This is a genomic window from Actinoplanes sp. NPDC049599, assembly GCF_044465625.1.
Lineage (GTDB): Bacteria > Actinomycetota > Actinomycetes > Mycobacteriales > Micromonosporaceae > Actinoplanes.
The window spans coordinates 45,823-62,205 of record NZ_JBITLX010000009.1; the positions used below are offsets into that span (position 1 = coordinate 45,823).

Annotated in this window: 15 protein-coding genes; 5 read left to right on the top strand and 10 right to left on the bottom strand. The window is 73.4% G+C overall.

What is annotated here, in order from left to right:
• Window positions 1-15: 15 nt before the first annotated feature.
• Together ACIBQZ_RS18335 and ACIBQZ_RS18340 are read right to left on the bottom strand one after the other, a co-directional pair.
• On the bottom strand, window positions 16-444 hold the full coding sequence (locus ACIBQZ_RS18335) for a hypothetical protein (protein WP_396089889.1): 429 nt from the start codon (window positions 442-444) through the stop codon (window positions 16-18).
• Between the two features lie 270 nt (window positions 445-714).
• Window positions 715-1,404, bottom strand: coding sequence for a YitT family protein (locus ACIBQZ_RS18340; RefSeq protein WP_396089890.1), 690 nt, complete (start codon window positions 1,402-1,404; stop codon window positions 715-717).
• A gap of 59 nt (window positions 1,405-1,463) precedes the next feature.
• Here ACIBQZ_RS18340 and ACIBQZ_RS18345 point away from each other — a divergent pair, with 59 nt between their 5' ends.
• The 3 genes from ACIBQZ_RS18345 to ACIBQZ_RS18355 all read left to right on the top strand — a co-directional run bounded on the left by ACIBQZ_RS18345 (window position 1,464) and on the right by ACIBQZ_RS18355 (window position 6,673).
• The gene (locus ACIBQZ_RS18345; protein ID WP_396089891.1) at window positions 1,464-2,918 is read left to right on the top strand and encodes a PLP-dependent aminotransferase family protein; all 1,455 of its coding nucleotides are present in this window, start codon (window positions 1,464-1,466) and stop codon (window positions 2,916-2,918) included.
• A 105-nt stretch (window positions 2,919-3,023) separates the two neighbouring features.
• Entirely contained in the window at window positions 3,024-3,488 is a 465-nt protein-coding gene (locus ACIBQZ_RS18350; protein ID WP_396089892.1) for a pyridoxamine 5'-phosphate oxidase family protein, read from the top strand.
• Window positions 3,489-3,532: 44 nt separating this feature from the next.
• Window positions 3,533-6,673 carry a BTAD domain-containing putative transcriptional regulator gene (locus tag ACIBQZ_RS18355; RefSeq protein WP_396089893.1) on the top strand — a complete coding sequence of 1,047 codons (3,141 nt, stop codon included), beginning with the start codon at window positions 3,533-3,535 and terminating at the stop codon, window positions 6,671-6,673.
• Here the strand turns inward: ACIBQZ_RS18355 and ACIBQZ_RS18360 are convergent.
• The 3 genes from ACIBQZ_RS18360 to ACIBQZ_RS18370 all read right to left on the bottom strand — a co-directional run bounded on the left by ACIBQZ_RS18360 (window position 6,657) and on the right by ACIBQZ_RS18370 (window position 10,287).
• A complete protein-coding gene (locus tag ACIBQZ_RS18360; protein ID WP_396089894.1) occupies window positions 6,657-7,418 on the bottom strand; it encodes an ABC transporter permease in 762 nt (253 codons plus the stop codon). The genes ACIBQZ_RS18355 and ACIBQZ_RS18360 overlap by 17 nt on opposite strands.
• On the bottom strand, window positions 7,415-8,347 hold the full coding sequence (locus tag ACIBQZ_RS18365) for an ATP-binding cassette domain-containing protein (protein ID WP_396089895.1): 933 nt from the start codon (window positions 8,345-8,347) through the stop codon (window positions 7,415-7,417). The genes ACIBQZ_RS18360 and ACIBQZ_RS18365 overlap by 4 nt, the downstream gene beginning before the upstream one ends.
• Window positions 8,348-8,463: 116 nt before the next feature.
• Entirely contained in the window at window positions 8,464-10,287 is a 1,824-nt protein-coding gene (locus ACIBQZ_RS18370; RefSeq protein ID WP_396089896.1) for an AMP-dependent synthetase/ligase, read from the bottom strand.
• Window positions 10,288-10,631: 344 nt separating this feature from the next.
• Between ACIBQZ_RS18370 and ACIBQZ_RS18375 the strand changes: the two genes are divergently transcribed.
• Window positions 10,632-11,840, top strand: coding sequence for a S8 family peptidase (locus tag ACIBQZ_RS18375; RefSeq protein WP_396089897.1), 1,209 nt, complete (start codon window positions 10,632-10,634; stop codon window positions 11,838-11,840).
• A 67-nt stretch (window positions 11,841-11,907) separates the two neighbouring features.
• On the opposite strand, the gene ACIBQZ_RS18380 is transcribed toward ACIBQZ_RS18375, so the two are convergent.
• The 4 genes from ACIBQZ_RS18380 to ACIBQZ_RS18395 form a co-directional block, all read right to left on the bottom strand.
• Window positions 11,908-12,306 carry a PepSY domain-containing protein gene (locus ACIBQZ_RS18380; protein ID WP_396089898.1) on the bottom strand — a complete coding sequence of 133 codons (399 nt, stop codon included), beginning with the start codon at window positions 12,304-12,306 and terminating at the stop codon, window positions 11,908-11,910.
• A 75-nt stretch (window positions 12,307-12,381) separates the two neighbouring features.
• Window positions 12,382-13,134, bottom strand: coding sequence for a class I SAM-dependent methyltransferase (locus tag ACIBQZ_RS18385; RefSeq protein ID WP_396089899.1), 753 nt, complete (start codon window positions 13,132-13,134; stop codon window positions 12,382-12,384).
• 59 nt (window positions 13,135-13,193) lie between these two features.
• Window positions 13,194-14,468 carry a sensor histidine kinase gene (locus ACIBQZ_RS18390; protein ID WP_396089900.1) on the bottom strand — a complete coding sequence of 425 codons (1,275 nt, stop codon included), beginning with the start codon at window positions 14,466-14,468 and terminating at the stop codon, window positions 13,194-13,196.
• Entirely contained in the window at window positions 14,465-15,148 is a 684-nt protein-coding gene (locus ACIBQZ_RS18395) for a response regulator transcription factor (RefSeq protein ID WP_396089901.1), read from the bottom strand. Before ACIBQZ_RS18395 ends, ACIBQZ_RS18390 begins: the two co-directional genes overlap by 4 nt.
• 101 nt (window positions 15,149-15,249) lie before the next feature.
• On the opposite strand from ACIBQZ_RS18395, the gene ACIBQZ_RS18400 reads away from it, so the two are divergent.
• Entirely contained in the window at window positions 15,250-15,714 is a 465-nt protein-coding gene (locus ACIBQZ_RS18400; protein ID WP_396089902.1) for a hypothetical protein, read from the top strand.
• A 4-nt stretch (window positions 15,715-15,718) separates the two neighbouring features.
• On the opposite strand, the gene ACIBQZ_RS18405 is transcribed toward ACIBQZ_RS18400, so the two are convergent.
• Window positions 15,719-16,348 carry a TIGR03085 family metal-binding protein gene (locus ACIBQZ_RS18405; RefSeq protein WP_396089903.1) on the bottom strand — a complete coding sequence of 210 codons (630 nt, stop codon included), beginning with the start codon at window positions 16,346-16,348 and terminating at the stop codon, window positions 15,719-15,721.
• Window positions 16,349-16,383: the final 35 nt, after the last annotated feature.

Sequence of the window (16,383 nt, forward strand, 5' to 3'; positions counted from 1 at the left end):
TGTCCGCGGCTGCGGTCAGCGGCCGTCGGCGAGGCGCAGGGAGTATTCGCGGACAGCCGCGTTGTAGGTGCGCTCGTCCAGCTTCCAGTCGGACTCGCCCGGGGTGGCCGCGCGGTTCAGCTGGGTCTGCAGGGTCACCACGGCGGAGGACAGGCCGCTGAACGGCCGGGTGCGCCACAGCTGCTCGCCGGCCGGCGCGACCTCGACCAGGTCATCGTCCACCGTGAGCAGACCGGCCCCGGCCAGGCGGCGCACGGAATCCTCCAGCTCGGCCCGGCTGGGCACGCTGTGGTGCAGGAAGTCGGCCGCGGCCAGCACGTCGGCCAGGCTCGCGCCGGTGACCGGAAGCGCCGCGTGCAGGGCCCGGTCGCGCTCCAGGCGTTCGGCGATGACCGCGGACACGAAGATCCAAGCGTCGTTCCAATGCCAATCGCCAGCCCCCATGTCGCCATGATGCCGTGCCCCCGCCGAACCGGAAAGCAAATGTGTCGGGATGATCACCAAGCTGTGTCCGCCCGCCCGGACATTTCGCCCGCTTCGCGAGACCGGCTCCCGGCACCACCCCGCCGGCCGATCACCCGACCCGAGGACCACGTGGCCCTCGCCGCGACGACCGCACGGACCGCCCGGCACCACGGCCCGCCCGGTCTGCGGACCACTCAGCCTGCGGTCCGCGGGCCGTTCGATCCCCGGACCCGAGTTGCATCCGACGGCTCAGCCCGCCGCAGCCGGCGCCAGCTGCTGACTTCCCGCCTGCACCACCGCAGTGCCCGGCTCAGCCGAGCCGTCCTCCGGCACCGCGAACGCCGGCATGAAGAGCTGCACCAGCGGACCGATTCCCAGCGCGTACGCCACCGTCCCGAAGCCGATCGTGCCGCCCAGCAGGAAGCCGATCCCCAACACCAGCACCTCGATGCTCGTCCGGACCAGCCGGATCGACAGCCGCGGCCAGCGGCGCACGATTCCGGTCATCAGGCCGTCCCGGGGGCCCGGGCCGAACCGGGCCCCGATGTACATCGCCGTCGCGACCCCGTTCAGGGCGATCCCCACCACCAGGTAGGTGATCCGCATCGCCATCGACTCGCCCGGGGCGAGCAGGGCCAGCGCGCCGTCGGCCACGAAGCCGATCACCACCAGGTTGGCGATCGTGCCGAAGCCGGGGCGTTGGCGCAGCGGGATCCAGAGCGCCAGCACCGGTACGCCGGTCAGCAGCACCACCCAGCCGAAGCTGATCCCGGTGGCCTTCGACACACCCTGGTGGAAGACGTCCCACGGGTTGAGCCCGAGGCTGCTCTCCACCATGAAGGCCATGCTCAGCCCGTAGAGGACCAGGCCCGCGAAGAGCTGGGTGACCCGGCGGGGGAGCCGGACGCCGGCGGGAACGAGGTTGCTCAGGCGACTCATAGATGCCACTCTGAAGGCCAATTACGCGCGATCAAAGAGCCAATTTGCCGGAGGTGGCCATGACGACGTCGGTTCGCGGGGGCCAATTGGCTCGTCTGCTCGGTCAGTGGCACTCGTTGCCGGGGCGGCACCGCAGTCCGGACTACGCCGCGCTCGCCGGGGCGATCCGCGGGTTGCTGACCGACAGCCGGCTGCCGCTGGGCGTGCGCCTGCCCGCCGAACGCGAGCTCGCCGAGGCGCTGGGCATCAGCCGGACCACCGTCACGGCCGCGTACCGGTCGCTCCGGGAGACCGGGCACCTGACCAGCCGGCGCGGTGCCGGCAGCTGGACCACCCTGCCGAACGGCCACCGGGTCGCCACCTCCGGGCTGTGGACGCCGGGCGACGACATGGACATGATCGACCTGGGTGTGGCCGCCTCGGCCGCGCCCGTCGAGCTCGTGCCCGCCGCCCGTGCCGCCGCCGACGACCTGCCGCGTTTCCTCGGCAGCGCGGGCTACCACCCGACCGGGCTGATGGAGCTGCGGGAGGCGGTCGCGGACGGCTACACCGCCCGGGGCGCGCCGACCAGCGCCGAGCAGATCCTCATCACCAGCGGCGTGCAGCACGCCCTCGACCTGGTGCTGCGGCTGTCGGTCCCGGCCGGCGCCACCGTGCTGGTCGAGTCGCCCACCTATCCGAACGCGCTCGCCGCCCTCGCCGCGCGGCGGGCCCGGATCAACACCCACGGGCTCGACGCGGCCTCCGGCTGGGACGGCGAGATGCTGCTCGGCGCGCTGCGGCAGACCCGGCCCCGGCTGGCGTACGTGATCCCGGAGTTCCAGAACCCGACCGGCCACCTGATGCCCGCCGAGCTGCGCGAACGCCTCGTCGCCGCGGCACACGCCGCCGGCACCGAGCTGGTCGTCGACGAGTCGTTCGTGGACCTGTCGCTGGACGGCACGCCGGTGCCGCCGCCGGTCGCCGTCTTCGACCGGCACTCGCGGGTGGTCTCGATCGGCGGCATGAGCAAGGCCTACTGGGGTGGCCTGCGGATCGGCTGGGTGCGGGCGTCCGCACCGCTGGTGCAGCGGCTCGCGGCCCTGCGGGTGGGCGTCGACATGGCCAGCCCGGTCCTCGAACAGCTGGTCGCGTGCCACCTGCTGCGGGACGCCGAGTCGATCGTCGCGGTTCGCCGCGCGCAGCTGGCGGCCCGGCGGGACGCGCTGGTCGCGGCGCTGGGCGAGTACCTGCCGGAGTGGCGTTTCACCGTGCCGGCCGGCGGGGTGATGCTCTGGGCGGAGCTGGACGGGCCGATCTCCAGCGCGCTGTCCCGGGCGGCCGAGGACGTCGGCGTGCGGCTGGCGCCCGGCCCGCGCTTCGGCCTGGACGGCACCCTGGAACGCTTCATCCGGCTGCCGTTCGCGCTGCCCGCCGACGACCTCACCGAAGCGGTCCGCCGGATCGCCTCGGTCCGCCACGACCTCGACCGCGCGGCCCGCCCGGCATGGCGCACCCCCGCGGTCATCGCCTGACCCGCCCCGACCACACCGCCCCGGCCGACCCCCGGTCCGGCACCCGCGACCTGCCGCGCCGGCAGGCATGGCCGCGTCGCCCGGCGCGGTGCTGTACTGGCACACATGGCCGTGACTCCTCCCGAACCCCGCCCCGCAGCGGTCCGCAAGGCCGATGTCCTGGCGAAGCTGACCGCCCCGGTGGCCGATGCCTGGGTGGCCACCGCCACCCCCGACGGCCCCTACCTGGTGCCGCTGACCCTCGCCTGGCTGCGGGACCACATCGTGCTGGCCACCGACGGCGCCTCCCGCACGGCCGCGGGCCTGACCGCCACCGGCACCGTGCGGCTCGCCCTCGGCACGACCCGCGACGTCGTGATGATCGACGCGCGGCTGGTGGAGACCTTCCCGGTGCGGGACGCGCCGCCGTGGGTGGCGGACGGCTACGCCGACGGTACGGACTGGGACCCGCGCAAGATCGGCGGCAGCTACGTCTATCTGGTGCTGCGGCCCGAGCGCATCCAGGCCTGGCGGGAGGAGAACGAGATCAAGGGCCGGACGCTGATGCGCGACGGCGTCTGGCTCGGGTGAGACAGGGGCGGGCGCCGGCACCCGCGCGTGGCAAGATCTGCCGCGTGCACATCGGGATGCTCGGCCCGTTCGAGGTTCGCACGGAAAACGGCTCCCTCGCCGACGTGCCGGGCGCGCGGCTGCGCGGGCTGCTGATCGCGCTCGCGCTCGAACCCGGCCGGGTGGTCGGCCGGGACACGCTCGTCGACTGGATCTGGGGCGAGCAGCCGCCGGCCGACGCGGCGAACGCGTTGCACCGCCTGGTTTCCCGGCTGCGCAAGGTGCTTCCGGAGGGATCGATCGAGGGGCAGACCGACGGCTACCGGCTGATGGTCGCGCCCGACGCCGTCGACGCCGTGCGGTTCGCCCGCCTCCTCACCGCGGGCCAGGTCCGTGACGACGCCCCCCGGCGGGCACGGCTGCTGCGCGAGGCCCTCGCCCTGTGGCGCGGCGCCGCCATGCAGGACGTCCGGCTGCCGGACAGCGCGGCGTTCGAGGCGGCGGTCACCCGGCTCGAGGGGCTGCGCCTGGCCGCGCTGGAGGACCGCTTCGACGCGGAGACCGGCCTGGGCCACGCCGCCGAGCTGGTCACCGAGCTGACCGACCTGGTGGCCGCGTACCCGCTGCGGGAACGGCTCGTCGCCGCGCTCATGCGGGCCCTCGTGGCGGCCGGGCGCGACAACGAGGCCCTGCTGGCGTACCAGCGCACCCGCGCCGCCCTGGCCGACACCCTGGGCGCCGATCCCTCGCCGGAGCTGTCCGCGTTGCACGTCGCGCTGCTGCGCGGCGAGCTGGGCCGGCCGCAGCACCACCGGCAGACCAACCTGCGGGCCGAGCTGACCAGCTTCGTCGGCAAGGACGCCGATGTCGCCGCGGTCCGGGCGCTGCTCGCCGGTCACCGGCTCACCACGCTGATCGGGCCGGGCGGCTCCGGCAAGACCCGGCTGGCCACCGAGACCGCGCGCACGCTGCTCGGCGACCTGCCGGACGGCGTCTGGCTGGTGGAGCTCGCCACCATCGGCCCGGAGGGTGACGTGGCGCAGTCGACGCTCGCCGGGCTCGGGTTGCGGGACGCGCTGCTCGGCGGGGCCCCGAACGCGGACCTGACGGACCGGCTCATCGCCGCCGTGCGCGAGCGCGAGGCGCTGCTGATCCTGGACAACTGCGAGCACGTGATCGAGCAGGCGGCGATCTTCGCCCATCGGGTGCTGGGCGAGTGCCGGCGGCTGCGGATCCTGGCGACCAGCCGGGAGCCGCTCGGCATCACCGGCGAGGCGGTGTGGCTGGTCGAGCCGCTGGCCCTGCCGCAGCGCGACGCCGGCCCCGGCGAGATCGAGTCCGCGCCCGCCGTCCGGCTGCTGCGGGACCGGGCGGCCGCGGTCCGCAAGGATCTCGCCGTCGATGCCCCCACGTCGGTCACGATGGCGCGCGTCTGCCGGGCGCTGGACGGGATCCCGCTGGCGATCGAGCTGGCCGCGGCCCGGCTGCGCACCATGTCGCTGGACCAGCTCGCGCACCGGCTCGACGACCGGTTCCGCCTGCTCACCGGTGGCAGCCGGACCGCCCTGCCGCGGCACCGGACGCTGCGGGCGGTGGTCGACTGGAGCTGGGAGCTGCTCACCGACGCCGAACGGCTGGTGCTGCGCCGGCTCGCGGTGTTCTCCGGCGGCGCGGGCCTGGAGGCGGCCGAGCGGGTCTGCGCCGGCCACGGGGTCGAGCCGGAGCAGGTGCTCGAGGTGCTCACCTCGCTGGCCGAGAAGTCGCTGCTGCTCACCGAGGGCGACGGCGCGCCGCGCTACCGGATGCTCGAGACGATCAAGCAGTACGCGGCCCTCCGGCTCGCCGAGGCGGGGGAGCCGGACCGGGTGCGGCAGGCGCACCTCGGCTACTTCACCGAACTCGCCGAGGCCGCCGAGCCGCACCTGCGCCGCGCCGAGCAGCTGGCCTGGCTGGCCACGCTGGAGGCCGAGTACGACAACATCGGCACCGCGATGCGCGGTGCGCTGGCGGCCGGCGAGGCGCAGGCGGCGATGCGGCTCACGGCGGGCGCCGGCTGGTACTGGTGGCTGGCCGGGCACAAGGCCGAGGGCCTGGAGCTGACGATGGCGGCCACCGCGGTGCCCGGCACGGTGGCCGACGACGTCCGCGCCATGGTGTACGCGCTGATCGTGCTCTTCCTGACCAGCGGGCGGGGTGACGAACGTGAGGCCGAGGAGTGGATCCACAAGGCGTACCGGCTCACCGGGCAGGCCGGGGGCCGGCACCCGCTGATGGGCTTCGTCCCGCCGATGGAACGGATTCTGCGGGAGCCGGCGGCGTTCCTGCCCGCGTTCGAGCCGCTGCTGGAGGACGCCGACCCCTGGGTACGCGCACAGACCCGGCTGCTGCTCGGCAAGACCCGGGTCCACCTCGGCGAGGGCGGCCGGGACGCGGACGCGTACCTGGAACGGGCGCTCGCCGAGTTCCGGGCGCTCGGCGAACGGCAGGGGATCTCGTTCGCCCTGACCGAGCTGGCCGACCGGATCGCCATGCGCGGCGAGCTGGTCGCCGCCTGCGAGCACTACGAGGAGGCGATCGCGGTCGTCACCGAGGTCGGCGCCACCGAGGACGTGATCAGCCTGCGGGCCCGGCAGGCGCAGCTGTACTGGATGCTGGGCGACCGGGCGGCCGCCGCGGCGGTGATCGCCGAGGGGCAGCGGTTCGCGGCGCGGGTCACCTGGCCGGACGCGCTGGCCGAGCTGGCCCTGTCGCGGGCGGACCTGGCCCGGTGGGCCGGCGACGCCGCGGCGGCCCGCCGGCAGCTCGACCTCGCGACCACCCTGCTGGGCGGCGGCGCCCAACGGCCGCACGTCCGCGCGGTGACCCAGGACCTGCTCGGCTACCTGGCCGAGGAGCTCGACGCGGCGCACCAGCACCACACCGCCGCCTACGAGGCGGCGGCCGAGGCCGGCTACCCGTCCCTGATCGCGCAGGTCATCGTCGGGGTCGCCGACCTGGCCCTGCGCCGCGGGCAGGGCGAGCAGGCCGCACGGCTGCTGGCGGCGAGCGCCGGGGTGCGGGGGCTGCCGCATCGTGCGCACCCGGACGTGGCCCGGATCGAGCAGGAAGCGCGACGCCGCCTCGGCGACACACGGTTCGCCGAGGCGGCGCGGGAGGGCACCCGGACGGGCTGGGATCAGCTGGTCGCGGTCACGCTCGCTTCTTGAACGAGGCGAGCGCCCACAGGTAGCCGACGAGCGCGATCCCGACGCACCAGGCAGTCGCGGTGATCGCGTCGCCGGCCGACGGGGTGCCGGCCAGCAGCCCCCGCAGGGTCTCGATGATCGGTGTGAAGGGCTGGTACTCCGCGAACTGCCGGACGCCCGGCCCCATCTTCTCGGCGGGCACGATCGCGCTGCTGAAGAACGGCAGCATGATCAGCGGCACGGTGGCCATGCCCGCCGTCTCCGGGGTCTTCGCGGCCAGGCCCAGGGCGACCGAGAGCCAGCTGGTCGCGAGCGCGGTGAGCAGCACGAGACCGAGCACCCCGAGCCAGTCGAGGGGATCCGCGGGCGAGCGGAAGCCCAGCAGCAGGGCCGTCGCGACGACGGCGGCGACGGCGATGAGGTTGGTGACGACCGTGGTGGCCACGTACCCGGTCAGCACCGCGCCGCGGGAGACGTCCATGACCTTGAAGCGGTTGATGATGCCCTTGGTCATGTCGGAGTTGACGGCCGTCGAGGTGGCGCTCAACCCGTAACAGATGGCCAGCAGGATCATCCCCGGGGTCGCGTAGTCGACGTACTTCTCGCCGACGTCGAAGGCGCCGCCGAGCAGGTACACGAACATCAGCATGATGACGATCGGGAACAGGATCGCGTTGAACACCGAGGTGGGGTTCCGGACGGTGTGCCGGAAGTTGCGGCGCAACATGATCGCCGAGTCACCCAGCGGGGTCGCAGTGGTGGTCATGACGCCGGCACCTCCGTGCTCGAGTGGCTGGTCAGGGCGAGGAAGACGTCATCGAGGTCCGGCGTGTGCACGGAGAACCCCTCGACCGGGACCGCGTGCTCGTGCAGCCGGTTGAGCAGCGCCCGCACCGACTCCGGCCCGCCGTCGCCGGCCACCCGCAGGCTCAGTCCCTCGTCGTCGCGGGTGGCGCCGGCCACGACCAGCGCGGCCGCGTCGAGGTCGCGGACGCCGGCGAACCGGAACCGGACGTGCCCGCCGGGAATCCGCCGCTTGAGGTCGGCGGAGGTGCCCTCCGCGACCAACCGGCCCCGGTCGAGCACCGCGATCCGGTCGGCCAGCTGATCGGCCTCCTCGAGGTACTGGGTGGTGAGGAAGACGGTCACCCCGTCGGCGACCAGCTCGCGGATGATGCCCCACATCGTGCGGCGGCTGCGCGGGTCCAGCCCGGTGGTCGGCTCGTCCAGGAAGATGATCCGTGGCTTGCCGACCAGCGTCATCGCCAGGTCGAGCTTGCGGCGCATGCCCCCGGAATAGGTGGTCACCCGCTTCGATGACGCCTCCGCGAGGTCGAAGCGGTCCAGCAGCTCCCCGATGATCCGGTTGCCGACCCGGTGAAGATCCACCATCAGCTGCAGGTTCTCCTGCCCGGTGAGCAGCTCGTCCACCGCGGCGAACTGGCCGGTGACCCCGATCGCCGCGCGCACCGCCTTGGCCTCGGTGACGATGTCGTGCCCGGCGACCCGGACCGTCCCGCCGTCGGGCCTCATCAGCGTGGTCAGCACGTTCACCGCGGTCGTCTTGCCCGCACCGTTCGGACCCAGCAGGGACAGGACGGTGCCGGCTTGCACATCCAGGTCGATGCTGTCGAGCACGACCTTGTCCCCGAACGCTTTTCGCAGCCCGGAGACCGTTATCGCTGAGCTTGTCATGCGTCCACGATCGGGGCCGGGACTGTCACGGGCCTGACGCGGCCCTGTCACGGCCCCTGACACGCGAGCGGCGGCCCGTGCCGAGCACGGACCGCCGCCGGAAGAACTCGCAGGACCTACATCTGGACGAGCGACCCCGCGTACATCTTGTCGATCTGGCCGGCGAAGTTGGTCTCCACGCTGCGCCGCTTGATCTTCATCGACGGGGTGATCTCGCCGTGCTCGATGCTCAGGTCACGCGGCAGGATGGCGAACTTCTTGACGGTCTCCCACCGGTTGAGCTTGCCGTTGAGCTCCTCGATGTAGTCCGCGATGAGCTTCTCGGTCTCCGGCGCCGCCAGGATCTCCTGGTAGGACTTGCCGGCAAGCGGGCCGTTCGCCGCCCAGCCACCGATCGCGTCCTCGTCCAGCGAGATCAGCATCGTCACGTAGTTGCGGGCCTGGCCCACGACGACCGCCTGCGAGGTGTACGGGCAGACCGCCTTGAACATGCCCTCGATCGCCGACGGCGCGATGTACTTGCCGCCGGAGGTCTTGACCAGGTCCTTCTTCCGGTCGGTGATCTTCAGGTAGCCGTCGCTGTCCAGCTCGCCGATGTCACCGGTGCGGAAGAAGCCGTCCTCGGTGAACGCCTCCTCCGTCTCTTTCGGCAGATTGTGGTAACCGCGCATGACGGGGGCGCCACGCAGCAGGATCTCGCCGTCGGTGTCGATGCGGCACTCCAGGTCGCCCAGCGGCTGGCCGACCGTACCGATCTTGAGCTTGCCGAGCCGGTTGACGAAGTTCGCCGCGCTCGACTCGGTCAGGCCGTAGCCCTCCATGATCGGCAGGTTCGCCGCGGCGAAGAACTCGCCGATGTCGTGGCTCAGCGGCGCCGAGCCGGAGACCAGCACCCGCAGCCGGCCGCCGAGGCGCTGCTGGAGCTTGCTGAAGACCAGCTTCTCGGCGACCGCGTACTTGGCCTTGAGCACCCCGCCGACCGGCTTGCCGGCCTGCTCCAGGGCGACCTTCTGCTTGCCGACACCGACCGCCCAGCTGAAGATCTTCGCCTTCGCGCCGCCGGCGCCCAGCGCGGTGGTGACGGTCTTGTTGTAGACCTTCTCGAAGATCCGGGGCGCGGCGCACATCAGCGTCGGCTGCACCACGGCGAGCATGTCGACGAGCTTGTCCACCCGGCCGTCGACGTAGGTCGGCACGCCCACGTGCAGGATGCCGCAGAGCAGCGTCTTGCCGAACGAGTGCGACAGCGGGAGCCAGAGGTACTGCAGGTCGGTCGATTCGAACAGGCCGAGCCCGGCCTGCGCCACGCCCTCCCAGGCCCAGCCGCGGTGCAGCAGCTGCACGCCCTTGGGCCGGCCGGTGGTGCCGGAGGTGTAGATCAGGGTCGCGATGTGGTCCGGGCCGACGCCCTCGACGAGCTTGTCGACCAGGTCGGGCTGCTGGGCGAGCGCCGCCCGGCCCCGCTCCTCCAGCTCGGCGAGGGTGAGCTGGGGCGGCGACGCGGCCGCGTCGGCCAGGCCGTCGATCAGCACCACGTGGGTGATCGAGGTTTCCGCGCCGGCCAGCTTGAGCGCCTGCTTGGGGTCCTCGGCGACCAGCACCTTCGAGCCGGAGTCGGCCACGATGTACGCGGCGTCCTCGGGCTCGGTGGTCGGGTACACCGTGGTGGTCGCCGCGCCGGCGCAGTTGATGCCGAGGTCGACCAGGACCCATTCGAGCCGGGTGCCGGAGATGATGGCGACCCGGTCCTCCAGGCCCACGCCGAGCCCGGCCAGTCCGGCGGCGATCGCCTTGGCGCGCTCACCGACCTGCGACCACGTCAGCCACGTGATCGCGGTGTCATCCGCGGTCGGTACGGCGAATGCCTGACCGTCGGGGGTGGCCCGCACACGTTGCAGGAACATGTCCGGGATCGACCGGTAGGGAACCTCGAGAGCCATCGGGCGCCGCCTCTTTGCGTGTCTGGGGGGATTACGTGACAGCTGTGTTACCGCAGAGTATTGCCAGGAGGTCGCCAGGGCCAGAGTGCCTAGCCCTGATCTTCCACGATCGCCGGGCTGACCTGCGCCGCAATCCTATCCGGGGGGTCACCCGGGCCCCCTCGTGCGGCACGGTTGTCAATCGGCCGGACGGCTTTCCGTGCAGGTCAGTGCTCTTTACATATGGCGGTATGGCCCATTCGATATAGAGAACTGTCGACGCCTTGCGCCTAACCTCAGCTCAACGGATCGACGTGGGCCACGAGCCCGGAACCCGAGGTCCGCAGGCGCGAGAGAGGAAAAGAATGGCGATTCGACGCCCCAGCAGCGGCCGGTTCCTGGCCGTGAGTGTGCTCGTGGTGGCAGCGACGACCGTCGCGACGGTGACCCCGGCGACGGCGGCACCGGCCACCGGGCAGATCCGGCTCGCCGGCACCGCCGACGCGGTGGCCGGCAGCTACATCGTGGTTCTCAAGGACAGCGCGGTCGGCACGAAGGCGAACCGCGTCGCGGCCGTCGGCGACAAGTCGGCGAGCCTGGCCCGTGGCTACGGCGCGCAGGTGCGCCGGACGTTCGGCGCCGCCCTCAACGGCTTCGAGGCCGGGATGAGCGAGGCCGCGGCGAAGAAGCTCGCCGCCGACCCGAGCGTCGCGTACGTGGAGCAGAACCAGCGGGTCTCGCTGCTCGCCACGCAGACCGGCGCCACCTGGGGCATCGACCGCATCGACCAGGCGAGCCTGCCGCTGAGCACCACGTACACGTACAACACCACGGCAAGCAACGTGACGGCGTACATCATCGACACCGGCATCAAGTACACGCACAGCGACTTCGGCGGGCGGGCCACCTACGGCTACGACGCGGTCGGCACCGGCGGCGTGGACTGCAACGGCCACGGCACGCACGTCGCGGGCACGGTCGGCGGCGCCACCTGGGGTGTCGCGAAGGCCGTCAAGCTCGTCGGCGTCCGGGTGCTCAACTGCTCGGGCAGCGGCACCAACGCCGGCGTCATCGCGGGCGTCAACTGGGTCACCCAGAACGCCAGGAAGCCGGCCGTGGCGAACATGAGCCTCGGTGGCGGCGTCAGCACCGCGCTGGACAACGCCGTTGCGAGCTCGATCAGCTCCGGGGTCACGTACGCGCTGGCGGCCGGCAACTCGACCGCGAACGCCTGCAACTCCTCGCCGTCGCGGGTCGCCTCGGCCATCACGGTCGGCGCCACCACGAGCACCGACGCCAAGGCCTCCTACTCCAACTACGGCACCTGCCTGGACATCTTCGCGCCGGGCTCGTCCATCAAGTCGGCCTGGTACTCCAGCAACACCGCCACCAACACGATCAGCGGCACGTCGATGGCGTCCCCGCACGTGGCCGGCGCCGCGGCCCTGGTGCTGGCGGCCAACACCTCCTACACCCCGGCCCAGGTGCGCGACTACCTGGTCAACCGGGCCACCCTCAACAAGGTGACCAGCCCGGGCACCGGTTCCCCGAACCGCCTGCTCTTCGTCGGCTGACCGGTAACCCGAGCACGACGGAGCCCCGGACCGGCTGGTCCGGGGCTCCGCTTCTTCCGGTACGGCGTCAGTCGTCCGAACCGTGGTCGTCGGAGTCGTCGTCGGCCTCGCTCCGGTGCCGCAGCACGTCCCCGGTGGCGCGGTCCACGTTGATGTCGTGTTCGACGGCGCCCTGCTGGACCTCGATGTCCCAGACCGCCCGGCCGTGCTCGGTCTCCCGCTCGACGTCGGTCACCCGGCCACCCCCGGCCGCCTGGACCGCGATCGCCTTCGCGTCGTCCACACCGATCGCCTCGGCGGACGACGGCGACGAGGACGACGAGGACGAGGACGAGGACGAGGACGAGGAAGACGGCGACGGTGCCGAACTCGGGTCGTCGCTGCCGGCCGCCATCGCCGTACCGCCGAGGGCGAGCGCGGCCACCGCGCCGGCCGCGAGGGCGGAAGCGGTACGAAGCTTGATCATGAGAACCTCCGGTGTCTGCTGTGCGGAACACCATCAGGTTCGCGCCCGGCGCACTATGGCCGCGCTGCGTGATCGCTAAGGCTGGGTAAAGGCCGGTGCGGCGCGGTAGACCGAGACGTGGTCGGTGCTGGCCGCGGTGAACGGGCTCCGGTGCCAGTCGGCGTAGCGGTCCGCCAGGCGCAGGCCGGCCGCGGCGGCGAGCCGGTCGATCTGCCCCGGCCACAGGTACCGCATCCCGAACGGCTGGAGCCGCACCCCGGTGGCGGTGAAGCCGATCCGCTGCCGGACGAACGTCTGCGCGGCCCGGTCGTAGCGGTGCAGCCGGAACGACGCCTCGTCCTCGGTCAGCGTGCGGACCTGCGGGTGCCGCTCGTCGCGTTCGAAGTCGGCCGGGTTCGGCACGAAGGCCTCGATGACAAACGCGCCGCCGGGGGCCAGCACCCGGGCGACGTTGCGGAAGCAGGCCGCCTGCCGGTCCGCGTCGACCAGGTTGAACAGCGTGTTGAAGACCAGGTACGCGAGCGGGAAACGGCCCTGGACCGCGACGTCGGCCAGGTCGCCGAGGACCACCGGGATGCCGGCGCCGCCGGGCTTCGCGCGCAGTTTCTGCACCATCTCGGGGGAGCCCTCGACCCCTTCGACGCGCAGGCCGCGGGCGGCCAGCGGCACCGCGACCCGGCCGGTGCCGATGGCGAGCTCCAGCACCGGCCCGCCGTCCGCCAGCCCGGCGAGGAAGTCCACCGCCGGCGCCGGGTCGGGGTTGCCCGACTCGTCGTACCCGGCGGCCCACTGGCGCCCGAACAGGCCGGGGTCATCGAACAGTGACATGGAAGTCAGGACAACAGAGGACGAAGCGAATTTCCATGGGTTTTCCGCCGCGGGTGGGCTCAGTCGGGCGGCAAGCGCTTTACCGGGGCCAGCTCCAGGCGGACCCGGGCGCCGCCGCCCGGCGCCGTGCCGACGTGCAGCGTGCCGCCGCCGGCCTCGGCCGCCCGGCGGGCGATGTCCAGCCCCAGCCCGGTCGAGCCGCTGCCGGAGGCGCCCCGGCGCAGCGCCTCGGCCGGGAAGCCCGGTCCCGAGTCCGTGACCGTCAGCACCGCCCCGCCACCCGGGCGCGCCGTCAGCGAGACGGCCAGCCCGGTCCCGTCCGGGGTGTGCGCGAAGACGTTGCCCAGCAGCGCGTCCAGCGCCGCCGCCAGCTCGTCGGCCGGCAGCGCCACGGGTAGCGGCGTGGCCGGGAGCTCCCGGCGTACCTCCCGGTCGGTGTCCTCGGCCAGCACGGTCCAGAACGCCACCCGGTCGGCGACCACCGCGGTGGCGTCGGCGGCCGCCGCGCGGTCGTCGCCGCGCCGCCGGGCCTGCTGGATCACCGCCGTGACCGCGCGCTCGATGCTGTCCGCGGCGGCCGAGACCCGGGCCGCCTCCTCGGCGTCGCGCAGCGACTCCGCCTCCAGCCGCAACGCCGTCAGCGGCGTGCGCAGCCGGTGCGACAGGTCCGCGACCTGCTCCCGTTCGGCGCGGAGCAGGTCCTGGATGCGCCCGGCGAGCTGGTTCAGCGCGGTGGCGACCTCGCGCACCTCGGGCGGCCCGGCCGGGCGGGCCCGGGCGGTCAGCTCGGCGCGGGCCAGCCGGTGCGAGACCGCCGACAGGTCGGCGATCGGCGCCACGATGGTCCGGGCCAGCCGGTCCGCCACCAGCAGCCCGAGCACGACCAGGGCCAGCCCCAGCCCGGCGAGCACCAGCCAGGACCGGGCGACCCCGCTGGTCAGCCGGTCGGCGGGCACGACGGTACGCAGCACGTACGTGTCGTTCCCGCTGCGCACCGGCACCACGATCTCCCGGCCGGCGGCGGTGTCGACGGTGAACGAGCGCGCGTTCAGCTGGGCCAGCCGGACCGCCGGGGTGCGCTCGGCGGCCACGCCCAGCGCCGGCCCGGCCGGCGGGAACACGCTGACCGGCAGCGGCAGCCCCTGCACGGTCAGCGCCAGCGCCGCGGGGTCGCTGGTGCCGATCTGCGGCACGATGGTCTGCAGCACGTCGTCGGCCCGGCCGATCGCCCGGTCCTCGGTGACCTGGCGGACCAGCAGCGCCAGCGGCACCAGGAACGCGATCAGCACCAGGCAGGTCGTGGCCGCGACCAGCAGGATCAGCCGCCGCCTCATGCCGGCCCGCTCAGCCGGACGCCCACCCCGCGGACGGTGTGCAGGTAGCGCGGCTCCTGCGCGGTCTCGCCGAGCTTGCGGCGCAGCCACGACAGGTGCACGTCGACGGTTTTGTCCGCGCCCCCGTACGGGATCTGCCACACCTCGCTGAGCAGCTCCCGCTTGCTCACCACCTGCCCGGCCCGGGTCGCCAGGTGGTGCAGCAGGTCGAACTCGCGGGGCGTCAGGTCCAGGTCGGCGCCGTCCAGGGTGGCCGTCCGCGCGCCCTGGTCGATGCGCAGCCCGCCGACCGTCAGCGCCACCGGGCCGGCGCCGGGCGCCCCGCCGCGCCGCAGCACCGCCCGCACCCGGGCGTCGAGCTGCGCGGCGGTGAACGGCTTGACGATGTAGTCGTCGGCGCCGGCGTCGAGCACCCGGACGATCTCCTGCTCGTCGTCGCGGGCGGTCGCCACGATGACCGGCACCGCGCTCACCGCGCGCAGCATCCGCAGCAGCTCGCGGCCGTCCAGGTCGGGCAGCCCGAGGTCGAGCACGACCAGGTCGGGCCGTTCGGCCAGGGCGGTCTGCAGGCCGTCCATCGCGGTGTGCGAGGCGGCGACGGCATGGCCGCGCTCGCGCAGCGCCCGCAGCAGGGAGGTGCGGATCGCCGCGTCGTCCTCGATCAGCAGAAGGTGGGCCACGCTGCACGGTAACCCGGTGAACGGCCCGGGCCGGCGCTCTTAACCGTCCCTTAGCGTGCGCGCGGGCCCGCCTTAGGGTGCGGCCGGGCATAGTCGATCCCATGAATCGTCGAACCCTGCTGATGACCGGCGGCTGGCTCGGCGCGGCGGTGTTCGCCGTGCTGGTCGGCCTCGGGGCGATCACCGTCATCGGCGACGGCCTCACCGCGCCGGAGACCCGCCCGCTGAGCGCGGCCGAGGTGGCCGACGAGCTGGCCCGGCAGCTCGCGGTCTCGCCGTCGGCCTCGGTGGGCACCGGCGACCGGCCGCCGTCGGCGCCGGCGTCCGCCGCCGCGGTCACCCGGACCTTCCCCACCCGGGCCGGCACGGTCGTCGCCCGGTGCGCCGGCACCCGGCCCGAGGTGGTGAGCATGTCGCCGCGGCAGGGCTTCGAGCTGCACGAGCAGGACCGGGGCCCGCAGGACGACGACGCCGAGGGCGAGTTCCGCGGCCGGCACGACGGCGACGACCGGATCAAGTTCGAGATCGTCTGCCGCGGCGGCGTGCCCGCGCTGATCGAGGACTGATCCGTTACATGCCGAGGCCGGCGGTCCTGAGCTTCTCGACCTCGACCGGCTCGCCGGTGACCGCGACCTCGGCGACGCGCTGCCGGCCGGAGACGAACAGCGCCAGCTCGCCCGGCTCGCCGGTGACGGTGGCCCGCGGCTCGCCGGTGCCGACCCGCACGGTGCCGAAGCCGGGCGCCTCGACCAGCACCGGGAAGCCGACCTTGCGCAGCGCCAGCCGGGCGGTCAGCCGGGTGGCCTGCCAGATCGCCCGCTGCTCGCCGGGCTCCAGCACCCGCCGGGTGCAGCCGGGCGTGGCCCGCCGGACGTCCTCGTGGTGGATGAAGAACTCGACGGTGTTGCTCAGCGCGTCGACCAGCGGGTTGCTGATCGGGCTCCACCACGGCGGGGTGCGCACCTCCTGGACCACCTGGGCGTACGGCTGCGCGGCCTTGGCCAGCCGCACGTGCTCGCCGTGGCCGGCCAGCGGCGGGATCAGCACGCCGATCATCGCGTCCGGCCGGCGGTCCCGGACCACCAGGTGCGCGGCGAGGTCGCGGGTGGTCCAGCCGGTGTTCACCGTCGGCTGGTCCGGGCCGGCCTGCTGGAGCAGGTCGGCGAGCTGCCGGCGTTCCGCGCGCGCATAGTCGGTCATGAGCCGATGGTAGGCGCGCGGTGACCCGCCCGCCC